We start from the raw sequence: 11,893 nt of genomic DNA, 5'->3' as shown, positions 1-11,893 counted from the left end.
AGAGCTAAAAAAATCGATTTTAGTTTTCTCATCTCTTTATATTTTATGAAAAGAAGGCCTTTTTACACATAAATAATAATCAGACCTTCACAAGTTAGTCAATCCTATTATTCAGATTTTATTCCACTGATTTTAATATTGTCCAAACGAATACCTAAATAGTTTTCTTTATTAGTTTGGAACTCCAATTCTGAGAACGGGGTACTAATAGAAATATTTACAGTATAATATGAGCCATTATATTGTGGTTCGGCTATCACAGTATCATCTGTCTTAATTTCTTTTCCATCAATAAATACATGCAAAAAATTAGCATGGATATATTCATTTTTTCTGAAATCAGCAGTCATATCATAGGATAACTTAATATCCCTAAGACCTGTAGTATTAATATTAGATATATTTAGAGTAGGCATAATTGTTTCAGGTACTTCTGCATAAGCATCAAAACCTGGGAACCAAACATGTTTTTCAAAACTCAAAAAATTAACTCTAGATCTTGCAGCAACCCTACTACCTTTATTATCAAACTTTACATTTTTTGTATCAAAATCTTGATTATCATTAAATGCGTAGTATTTTAGATCCCATTTCTTTGATGGATTTTCACCAAATGTTTCAGCCATTACAATCACTTCATCGCCAACATTTACTCCAGTATTTGGATCTTCTGGTTTTACGGGTTCATCTGTGTCTTTCCCTGGCTCTTCTGTATCATCCTTATCAGGATTAAGAACATCGATATCACCATTAGCATTACCTTCTGTCCAATCGCTTACTTCTGCATTAGGCTGAACAGTCCAACTACCATCAGCATTGATCGTCATGGTATAGGTATATATTTTACCTGGTTCTACAATGGTTTCATCAGAAGTAGACCATACATATTCTTTACCTTCTAGTAGTATCTTTATACTACCATTCTTAATAGGCTGACCAGGTAAAATTAAAGATTTAATAGTTGCTTGGCCTTTTTCAGCTTTTACGCTTGTCTGAATATCTTTAGCTTTTGCACCTTCTTTAATGCTAACCAAACCTGTTGCCAAGTCTAAATTACCCTCAGCAATTGTTCCTGATAATTTATCAGCTTTAATGCCTACTAATGAGGTTACGTTTTCACCTGCTATAACTTTGACAATCAGTTGAGATAAAGTATGGTTGAATACTAAATGACCTGCATCACCAATAATTAAGTTTCTTACATTATTAGAGTAAAGAACATCTTTATTATTGACTACATCAACAGGATATTGATAATCTTTTATAGCTGAGCTATAAGGATAATAAGCGATAACATCCACATCACAGCATTCTACCTGTATAGCTTCACTAGCCTTAGCAGCCTTAAATTCTGCTATTTCTGAAGTAGAAAGTGTAGTATACTTCACATTCGCTCTTTCTTTATAAAGAGCCTCATCTGAGAGTGTGCTTCCGCTATGAATAGCGTACATACCAATAGCATCTTTGAGTGACCAATTATTGTCCTCATTAGATGCACCCATATCTGCTATATTTGCTGTAAACTTTACTGTAGTTCTTCCACTATAGTCGAAACCATCGTAAGAATCGCTACTATCGTTTGAGCAGGCTCCTAAAAGAGCAATAGCTGTTAGTGATAAAAAAAGTGCCTTAAGTTTCTTCATTTTTATATGAACTTAAAATAAGAATAGCCTATTGAATAAGGTACAACCTCATTCAATAAGCTATTTTAGTTTTTATATGATATTTAAAAATCGTTTTAGATATTAGGTTTTGAAAAACACAATGAGAATTCTCATCTGTATAAATTACAGAATCCAAAAGACCTTTCCAAGTAGAATGATGTTTCTCTATTTGGGAAATCTGTTTATAAGAGCTTATTGTGTTTTTCATTATCTGAGATATTATGTAGTAGTTACAAGATTACCATTGAGAATTTACGATGATTTCTTTGTCTTCTTTTGGAACAGAAGAGAAGAAAGTAAATCCTGTTTTATCTTCCAGTTCTTTCACTGATACAGCACACTCTTCATATCCATTTTGGTTACTATAGTCTCTGTTATACAATAAATATCCTTTGGTGTAATATTTACCACCCACCTTTTTAGCTAAGGCTTTATAGTAATAGGTAGGAATTGCTGAAGGCTCTCCACTCTTAGAATGAGCATATTTTATTTCATTTGTATTCTCTGGTAAGCCAGCACCTGTTACTACCCACACAGTGTCGCCATGACTCTTTACATAATCTCTTACGTGATCTTCTAGTCTAGCCCAAATTCCTTGATTCATTTTTGGGCCAACCTGTGGAGTCATGTTTGTATAATAGAAAGTAGTTTGATTTAATGGTTTATCTGCTGTTCTATCACCACTAGCTATTTGGTGACCACGGTCATAACTTTCTTTATAACTAGATTTCAAGTTGATTTGATCTCTTGTCTCTACAATTGGATCATATTGCCAAGCATTTGTTCTCTTAGTAGATCCTATATAGTTTTTATGATGTGGGAACGCTACCCAATAAGCAATCTTATATTTTGTATCATAAAGTAATGTATAGTTTCTCTGAGGGTTACCATTGGCATCGAAACGAATGTTTTGACTAGAGTTGCTAGGTACATTATGTACTACAAACTGTGTATTTGCAATTTGTTTAGCTCTTTGAGGTGTTTCAAAGAAACCAAAATGATCACCTGGTTCAGGTTCTGGATCTACTCCACCATTTTCTCCAATTTGGATTTCTTGGGTGTAAATCTTTCCAGATTCCCACTTCCAACCTTTGTCTTTATGTTTACTCCAATACACTAATTGACCATCACTTAATGTGATTTTTAGAGTAAAGTCTTGAGCTTTTCCTGTTGGTAAGATTAATGCAGCCACTCTTAATTTGCCACTTACCTCTTTAATAGGTAAAGTAACATTAGTAGCAGAATTATTATCCACTAATAAAGCTTGAGAAACTAAGTTGAAATCAGCTTTTGATAATAAATGAACCAATTCTACTTTTGCTCCTTTCAAGCTAAACTTAGTCGAACTAATAGTAAGTTCAATACGAGCAAGTGCGTGTTTGAATAATAATTCAGGCTTAGTACTACCATCAAAATTCTTTAAGTTATTGGAATAAAGTAAGTCAATTGCATTAATGTCATTTTGATTAGTAATATCTACTGAATAAGTAAGATCTTCTTTAACAGCAGTAACATTGCTAAATGGGAAGTAAGCAATAAAATCCCTCTTCTCTGTAGGGTAAGGTATATGTCCTTCTTCAGCAGAAAAGATTCCATCACCTGTTGTAGTAATAAACTTACGGTTATTTACATTTTCGTCAACAGTAGCTTGACTATTAGGCTTACCGCTTTCAAAAGAAAACAAACCAACGGCATCACCGCTAGTCCAATCATTTCCTGATTTTCTAGTTTGAGTAGTAGAACCATTCTGTTCTACTAGTGCAGAAAACTCGATATTACTTCTATCGACATCAGTTTGCGAGTTTTCTACAAAATTATGGCTATTGCAGCAATATAAAAAAATTGCCAAGGTTGCCAGTAAGCCTGCTTTAATACTCCTCATAATTCAATCTTTAAATCTAAATAGTTGTTTTATGACAAAGTTAACTCTAACCTGCATGATTCTTGATAAATTAATAGTTAAAATTGCCCTTTAACCCACCGGTTTTAATTAATGGTTTGTAGCCTAGCAAGTTAGTATAAAGCTTTTTATTAACAAAACTAAAAAACCTTTTTTATTGTATAAATCAACTATTTTAAAAACAAATAAAGAAATCTAAAAAATAGTTGTAAATTGTACTCTTTATGTGGTTGCCTTAAATATACTCCTTAAGCAACCTTCTTTTTAATCTAAACATCACAAATAATATTTTTTGTGATCTATTGGTTTTGTAGCAGTTCTATCTAAAAGAGCACTATTTTAGATAGAATAAGAGCATTTTAAATTTTAGACGAAAATGTTCCAAGGACTTATCACCTTAAATTCAAAGTAAATAATCTTTCATAAGGTGTTATCTTAACTCTTTAAGTTAGCAGGTAAACCATATATCCTACCTCTAAAAAATTATAATCAAAATATGTAATATCAGTGAGTCATCGTATCATCATGTCGGTGTCATGATGATACGATGACACCGACATGTCACTCTCATATCGGTGTTAAAAATATGCTTACTAAAAAAATAGAGCGCATCTTTAAAAGAAAAATGCACTCTATAAATCTTATAAAATTAGGGTATGTTGTTCAAATTAGTATTACTCTCTTTTCTGAGGTGGATAATCAATATTATAATGCAAACCTCGACTTTCTTTACGATCAATACCTTGTCTCATAATTAGATATCCTGTATTAATCACATTACGTAATTCACAAATTTCTTTAGAGGCATAGCTTCTCTTAAACAAGCTTTCTGTTTCTTCATACAAGATATCCAAACGATCCCAAGCTCTTTTTAAACGAAGATTGCTTCGCACAATACCCACATAAGTACTCATAATCTGATTTACTTCCTTAAGACTTTGAGTTATTAATACCATCTCTTCTGGAGAACGAGTTCCGGCATCATTCCACTCGGGGATATGTTCATTAAAAGAATAATTGTCAATAGCTTTCAAACTATGTTTTGCAGCTGCATCAGCATAAACTACAGCTTCAATTAAAGAATTGGAAGCTAAGCGATTACCACCATGCAAACCTGTACAGGAACATTCTCCTACTGCATAAAGTCGATTAATAGAAGATTGAGCATCAAAATCCACCTTTATACCTCCACATAAGTAATGAGCTGCTGGAGCTACAGGTATATAATCTTTTGTTATGTCAATACCCAAGCTCAAACACTTTTTATAAATATTGGGAAAATGTTTTTTAGTTTCTTCGGAGTTTTTATGAGTAACATCTAGAAAGACATGGTCCTCCCCTCTACTCTTCATCTCTGTATCAATGGCACGTGCAACTATGTCACGTGGAGCTAAGGATAGGCGTTTATCATACTTCTGCATAAACTCTTCTCCATCCTTTGTTTTTAGTACAGCTCCATAACCACGCATAGCTTCGGTTATAAGAAAAGAAGGTCTATCACCTGGGTGATATAAAGCAGTAGGATGAAACTGTACAAACTCCATATCTTTTACGGTTCCCTTTGCACGATAAACCATAGCTATACCATCACCAGTAGCAACTAAAGGATTTGTTGTAGTTTGATACACGGCACCTACCCCACCAGTAGCAATTAAGGTTACTTTCGCTAGAAACGTATCTACTTTATTGGTTTCAGGATTTAAAATATAAGCACCATAACACTCTATATTTGGTATTTGACGTGTAACATGCATTCCCAAATGATGCTGTGTTAATATTTCTATAGCAAAATGCTGATCATAAATATCAATACTAGGATGTTCGTGAACAGCACGAATCAAGCTTTCTTGTATTTCTGCTCCTGTATTATCTTTGTGATGAAGAATACGAAACTCTGAATGCCCACCTTCCCGATGAAGATCGAATTCTCCTTTTTCATTTTTATCAAATTTTACTCCCCAACTGATTAACTCTCGTATCTGACTAGGAGCTTCTTTGACTACCTTAGTTACAGCTTGTGGATCACTCAACCAGTCACCAGCAATCATTGTATCCTCAATGTGCTTCTCAAAATTATCTACTAATTTATTGGTAACCGAAGCTATACCACCTTGAGCATAATAAGTGTTTGCCTCTTCTAGTTTCGTTTTGCATATTAAAGCAACAGATCCTTTATCTGCCACCTTAAGAGCATAGCTCATACCTGCTATGCCTGAACCTATAACAAGAAAATCATATTTCTTCACCATGTATCTATAATATTAGAGTAAGAAATCTCTTATAAGTACCTTACTCACTGTTAGTACAAATATATAAAATTTGTTGCTTCTAAGGCGAGTCAAGTTGGGAATAATTGCTAAAATTGCTACCTTGCTATAAAATTTCAATAATGAATAGAACATTCCATTCTCGTACACGATGGGACCAAATCATCTACGTTTTTATCATAGCTTCAGTATGCTTGTATATGATTTGGATAAAGCAGGCTATATTAGCCGCAATTCTTGCTGTATTATTAATTGTACTCATCGAAAAAATAATTCATACCCAATACATCATTACAAGTCATAATAAATTGATTATCAAAAGAGGAAGATTTAGTAAAACTCAAGAACTAGATTTTGATAATATCACAGATATTGAAGAAAAAACAACCACTAAATTTGGAGCTTTCTACGTTGCAAAATATGTATTAATCACTTATAATAAGAGTAAATATATAGCAATCACTCCAGCTAGTCCGAGTCGATTTATTAATGCAGTTATTAAAAAGAAAGAACACTATATAGATAACGAATCCTAATTAACCAACAAAATCAAATACAATGAAAAATTATCAAGTAGCTATTATTGGAGGAGGCCCAGCTGGGTACAGTGCGGCTGAAAAAGCAGGTAAAGCAGGCTTAAATGTAATCTTATTTGAAAAGAAAAACCTAGGGGGTGTTTGTCTAAACGAAGGATGTATTCCAACAAAGACACTTTTATACTCTGCCAAAATTTATGATAAAACGAAAGATGCGAAACGTTTCGCTGTAAATATAGAAAATGCTTCCTTTGATTTTAAACGTATTATTTCTCGCAAAAATAAAGTTGTTCGTAAACTAGTTTTGGGAGTTAAAGCAAAAATGGAAGAAGCTAAAGTAGAAGTCGTTGAAGGAGAAGCATTCCTTATTAATAAAAATACAATTCGCTGCCAAGATGAAGAATATACATTTGATAATCTTCTTATCTGCACAGGTTCGCATACTTTTGTCCCTCCAATTCCTGGAGTCGATCAAGTAGACTATTGGACACATGAAGATGCTTTATCAACTAAGGAACAACCTAAATCTCTAATTGTAGTAGGTGGTGGAGTAATAGGACTTGAGTTCGCTTCTTTCTATAACAGTTTAGGAACTAAAGTAACCATTATTGAAATGATGGACGAAATTCTTCCGGGTATGGATAGAGAAGTAGTAGAAGAGTTACGAAAAGAATATACAAAGAATGGCATTGAGTTTATGCTTCAAACAAAGGTTGAATCTTTAAGTAAGAAAGACGACTTAACTACTGTAACTGTATCAAAAGACAATGAAGAACAAAGTCTAGAAGCAGAAAAAGTGTTATTGAGTGTGGGCAGAAGAGCTTCTATAGAAAACTTTGGATTAGAAAATTTGGGTATTGAACGCAATGAAAAAAAACAAGTTGTTGTCAATGCTCAGCTACAATCATCTATCCCTACTATTTTTGTATGTGGTGATGCCAATGGAAAATCGCTTTTAGCTCATACGGCTATCAGAGAAGCAGAAGTAGCAATAAATACGATTCTCGGAAAAGATGATTCTATGAGTTATTCAGCTATACCAGGTATTGTTTATACAAATCCAGAAATAGCGGGTGTTGGAAAAACAGAAGAACAACTCCAAAAAGAAGGAATAACATATACTAAAAAAGTCATTCCAATGACTTTCTCTGGTAGATTTGTAGCCGAAAATGAAGGGTTTAATGGATTATGCAAACTTCTTATTGATGGAGAAAAAGACCATGTATTAGGAGCGCATTTATTAGGTAATCCAGCATCAGAAATAATAACATTAGCTGCAATGGCTATTGATTTAAAATTGACAACTAAAGAGTGGAACAAAATAGTATTCCCTCACCCCACAGTAACCGAAATATTTAAAGAATTCCTATGATAATCAGAATCGTATTGGCCATTATTTTGGCATTTACCTTTGAAATAAACTCTATCTGTCAAAATAATATCTCTACAGAAATTGATAAGTATATTAAACAATACCTACCTTCGAGTTCGGAGGTAGGTATTGCTGTTTATAACCTCAGCAAAGACCAGTTAATATATGAGCATAATGCCAATAAATTAGCTCGACCAGCCTCTACATTAAAACTCCTAACTGCAATAACAGCTCTGGAGTATCATGTACAACCTCTTGAAACCTCGTTGTGGTATAATGGCGTCATTAAGGAGAATGTTTTATATGGCGATTTATATGTTATAGGGGGATTAAATCCTGAATTTGGAGAAGTAGAATTAGATGAATTTATAAGTCAAATTAAGAAACTATCAGTTTCTCGCATTAAAGGAAATATTTATGGAGATATCTCATTAAAAGATTCACTCTATTGGGGTGAAGGATGGGCATGGGATGATAATCCTAGTTCCTATCAACCCTATATCTCTCCTCTTACATACAATAAAGGTAAAGTAACTATAGAGTCAAGACCTTATAATCCTGGTCAGAAAGCACAAGTGATAGCCAAACCAAAATCATCTTATTATTCTATTGAAAACAAAACAGTAAGTAAAGATCCTAAAGCAGGAAAACTAGAAGTAACCCGTAATTGGTTGGAAAACCAAAATAATATTATGATTTCTGGAAATGTGGATCGATTTAGGGTGAAAGAAGTAAATGTTTATAATTCTACAAATTTTTTCCTACATACCTTTTATGAGAAAATGATGCAAAATGGAATTATTATTGATGGATATTATGATGTTTTAGAATTTGAAGAAGGCAAAGAGACACAGTTAATCTATAAAAACATCATCACTATTCCTGAAATTATAAAACCTATGCTCAAAGAAAGTGATAATCTAAATGCAGAATCATTACTTATTAATATAGGAAAGTTGAATAAGGGTAAGCATATCTCAGCAAAAGATGGGCTAACCTATGTTGATTCATTAGTTTTAAAACTAGGAGATAACCCTTGTAATTATCAAATTGCTGATGGAAGTGGGTTGTCACCCTATAATTTAATTAGTGCAAATCTTCTTCTCAATCTCTTAAAATACACTTACCAAAAGAAGTCTATTTTCAATGTAATATATCCCTCTATGCCTGTAGCTGGTATTGATGGAACATTAGCTTATCGTATGAAGAATACAAGTGCCTACAAAAAAGTAAAGGCTAAAACCGGCACCATTACTGCTGCCAGTAGCCTTGCAGGCTTTACTGAAAACAGCAAAGGTGAGATTATAGCCTTCGCAATTCTGAATCAAAATATACTGAAAAGTAGCCAAGCAAGACGTTTTCAAGACGTTGTTTGCAGTCTACTAAGTAAATAAACTCTAATTCAATTTAGAATAAATAAGTAAATGATATTTGCCAGTTTTTAGATTTGTAAGAAGCATCTTTAAAATTTTCTTCTAAAGTTTCTTTAGCATCAGAAATAGTTACGCCATCTGCCGATTTATTCAAGGGTATATTATAATTAATCCCTAATCTATAGTGAGTAAGGAAAGTAACACCACCACCCATATTAATACCAACTTGTGCGCTCTTCTTATTAAACTTCACATCATCCACTTTTTGACTTTTATCAATATTGAAAAAGAAGTTTGGACCTGCTGCTAGGTAAAAAGAAGCTAGACTTGATAAGCCAAAAGTGTATTTCAAATTAATAGGAATATCAAATCCTGTTTCAGAAAAAGTTTCATTTTTTCCATTATATTCTACCTTGGCATCTCTTTTCGAAAATAAAAATGCACCATCGACACCTAAACCTACCAGCGGAAGCTTAACATCCAATGTAGGTCCAGCAAAGAACCCTACACGGTTATTAGAGTCGAAATTACTAGGAATATTACTAAAAGAAACTTTAGTAACATTCAAACCACCTTTAATACCAAACTTAATCTGCGAATGAGCTGTAAAAGAAAAGCCCAAAAGCATTACTAAAACCAAATAAAAACTTTTTTTCATAATTCAAATAAATAAAAAAGTAGGAAAAATAAATACTACTTAATTTCATACTTATCTTTCCTACTTTAGAGTAATTTAATATTCATCTTCGTTAAAAAAGAAATCTTCTTTACTTGGATAATCTGGCCAAATATCTTCGATGCTTTCGTAGACTTCGCCCTCATCTTCCATTTCTTGAAGGTTTTCTATTACTTCTAATGGTGCTCCAGAACGCGTAGCATAATCAATTAGTTCATCTTTCGTAGCTGGCCATGGAGCATCTTCTAACTTTGATGCAAGTTCTAATGTCCAATACATAGTGTTAATAGTATTTTATTTATATTAATGATAATTGAATTTTATACTTTAGCGCACAAATATAGAATAATATCTATCATTTACAATTAGTATTCCAATAAATTTCTGCCTGCCCAGTCTCTAAATTCAACTTTCTAGATAAAACAAAGAAAAAATCAGATAATCTATTCACATAAGCGATTAATTCACTCGAAATTTCTGTTTTTTCAGATAATTCAAGAATTCTTCTTTCACCTCTTCTGCAAATTGTTCTACATATATGTGCTACAGAAGATGCAGAAGTACCCCCTGGGAGAATAAAAGATTTCAAGCCAGGCAGATTTTCATCCATCTCATCAATGCGCTGTTCTAGCTCTTCAACTTCGTCTTCGCTCATCACAGATGTTCTGTGCAAAGTTGTTTTAGATTGATCGGTTGCTAAGTGAGAACCCACATCAAAAAGTTTATTTTGAATTCCTCTCAAGAATTTAATATCACTACTATTCTCCATAGCAGAAATTAATAAGCCGATATGAGCATTTAACTCATCAATGGTTCCATACGCTTCTAAACGAATATCATATTTAGGAACTCGTGTACCACCAATCAAACTAGTAGTACCTTTATCTCCAGTACGTGTATAAACAAAACTCTTTTTCATAATTAATAGTTTAATGTTATATCCTTATAACATAATAAGAGAACTAGAAGTTGACTATATAGTCTTGCTTATTCTTTGAATGATCAAAAAACAATATGCCTAGATCATATAAATCAAAAGAAATCCCAGAGTTAGGATGACTTATCACTTTTGACCAAAACTCCATTCTTTCCTTATTGAACCCTATTCCATATATAATAAGTATAGAGTCCTTATGCATTATAGGAATTATTTCAGTGAGAATATTTTCTAATTCTTTATTATCATAAGACATTTCTAAATAAACAAAATCAAGTTTACAAGAATTTTTTACATTACCAAAAATATGCACATCAGATTTAGCCCATCTAAATATATCTGATATGTCGTCACCTCTATGTTTATATAGAATGGTATGAGGACTTATAAAGTTTACTAATCTAAATAATAATTTAATTACTTTATCAGACTCAACTTTTGAATGTGGTAATTGATTAAGAAGAGAATAATTATAATAAACTCCTTTTTCATAAATGACTTGAGTGATAAAATTAAAGGCAAAAGGTGAATGAACACCATATCCTTTACGTTTCCTAAACCTCTTGAACCAAATGAATATTCTTTTTACTTTTTCTAATATAAACATGCCCCTATATAAAATAAGCAGCAAGTTAATTAACTCACTGCTTATTTCTATTATTTTGATTGTTTTTTATTTTTCCTTAGAGAAAGAATAAGGTACATCTACATCATTAATACCTCTTTCTTTATTAGGCTTATCAGTCATTGAGTAAATGATATTTACCCCATTAGCAAAATCACCATGTTGGAAATAGTTTTTAGTGTAGTTTTTATTATTCAATAAAATAGAATGAATATATCTATTCTCTTCATTATTATTTTGAGCTTCAAGAACTACATCTTTACCATTGTCTAAATGTATTGTCGCTTTATCAAATAATGGAGAACCTATTACATATTGATCTGTACCAGGAGCAACTGGATAAAAACCTAAAGCAGAAAAAACATACCAAGCTGAAGTTTGACCATTGTCTTCATCTCCACAATATCCATCTGGATTTGGTGTATATAATTTATTCATTACTTCTCTCGTCCAATATTGAGCTTTCCAAGGTTGACCAGCATAGTTATAAAGATAAATCATATGTTGAATAGGTTGGTTTCCATGAGCATAATTACCCATATT

The 11,893-nt window shown here is 32.5% G+C and carries 11 protein-coding genes; 3 read left to right on the top strand and 8 right to left on the bottom strand.

The features are described 5' to 3' along the window. Positions 1-107: 107 nt before the first annotated feature. The 3 genes from K8V80_RS08925 to nadB form a co-directional block, all read right to left on the bottom strand. Positions 108-1,643: a fimbrillin family protein gene (locus K8V80_RS08925; RefSeq protein ID WP_276777160.1), complete on the bottom strand. Its 1,536-nt coding sequence runs from the start codon at positions 1,641-1,643 to the stop codon at positions 108-110. A gap of 259 nt (positions 1,644-1,902) precedes the next feature. After that, the gene (locus K8V80_RS08920) at positions 1,903-3,546 is read right to left on the bottom strand and encodes a DNA/RNA non-specific endonuclease (RefSeq protein ID WP_276777157.1); all 1,644 of its coding nucleotides are present in this window, start codon (positions 3,544-3,546) and stop codon (positions 1,903-1,905) included. 692 nt (positions 3,547-4,238) lie between these two features. Continuing rightward, a complete protein-coding gene (gene nadB, locus K8V80_RS08915; protein ID WP_276777155.1) occupies positions 4,239-5,813 on the bottom strand; it encodes an L-aspartate oxidase in 1,575 nt (524 codons plus the stop codon). Between the two features lie 140 nt (positions 5,814-5,953). Between nadB and K8V80_RS08910 the strand changes: the two genes are divergently transcribed. Genes K8V80_RS08910 through dacB form a run of 3 tightly spaced genes read left to right on the top strand, consistent with a single transcriptional unit; the run spans position 5,954 to position 9,133 of the window. Then, positions 5,954-6,367, top strand: a complete 414-nt coding sequence (locus tag K8V80_RS08910) for a PH domain-containing protein (protein ID WP_276777153.1) — start codon at positions 5,954-5,956, stop codon at positions 6,365-6,367. A 22-nt stretch (positions 6,368-6,389) separates the two neighbouring features. Next, positions 6,390-7,739, top strand: a complete 1,350-nt coding sequence (gene lpdA, locus K8V80_RS08905) for a dihydrolipoyl dehydrogenase (protein ID WP_276777149.1) — start codon at positions 6,390-6,392, stop codon at positions 7,737-7,739. Beyond that, the gene (gene dacB / locus K8V80_RS08900; protein ID WP_276777146.1) at positions 7,736-9,133 is read left to right on the top strand and encodes a D-alanyl-D-alanine carboxypeptidase/D-alanyl-D-alanine endopeptidase; all 1,398 of its coding nucleotides are present in this window, start codon (positions 7,736-7,738) and stop codon (positions 9,131-9,133) included. The genes lpdA and dacB overlap by 4 nt, the downstream gene beginning before the upstream one ends. A 13-nt stretch (positions 9,134-9,146) precedes the next feature. Here the strand turns inward: dacB and K8V80_RS08895 are convergent, their stop codons facing one another. The 5 genes from K8V80_RS08895 to K8V80_RS08875 form a co-directional block, all read right to left on the bottom strand. Then, the gene (locus K8V80_RS08895; protein WP_276777144.1) at positions 9,147-9,770 is read right to left on the bottom strand and encodes an outer membrane beta-barrel protein; all 624 of its coding nucleotides are present in this window, start codon (positions 9,768-9,770) and stop codon (positions 9,147-9,149) included. A 75-nt stretch (positions 9,771-9,845) separates the two neighbouring features. Then, entirely contained in the window at positions 9,846-10,067 is a 222-nt protein-coding gene (locus K8V80_RS08890; protein ID WP_006743769.1) for a DUF2795 domain-containing protein, read from the bottom strand. Between the two features lie 76 nt (positions 10,068-10,143). After that, positions 10,144-10,707, bottom strand: coding sequence for a cob(I)yrinic acid a,c-diamide adenosyltransferase (locus K8V80_RS08885; RefSeq protein ID WP_006743768.1), 564 nt, complete (start codon positions 10,705-10,707; stop codon positions 10,144-10,146). 43 nt (positions 10,708-10,750) lie between these two features. Further along, entirely contained in the window at positions 10,751-11,332 is a 582-nt protein-coding gene (locus K8V80_RS08880) for a hypothetical protein (RefSeq protein ID WP_006743767.1), read from the bottom strand. 66 nt (positions 11,333-11,398) lie between these two features. Continuing rightward, positions 11,399-11,893 (bottom strand): glycoside hydrolase domain-containing protein (locus K8V80_RS08875; RefSeq protein WP_276777140.1); only part of this gene is annotated, 495 nt, incomplete at its 5' end.

This window comes from Bacteroides coprosuis, assembly GCF_020741705.1.
In the GTDB taxonomy this organism is placed as follows: Bacteria; Bacteroidota; Bacteroidia; order Bacteroidales; family Bacteroidaceae; genus Bacteroides_E; species Bacteroides_E coprosuis.
This window is presented reverse-complemented; position numbering and strand designations above follow the sequence as displayed.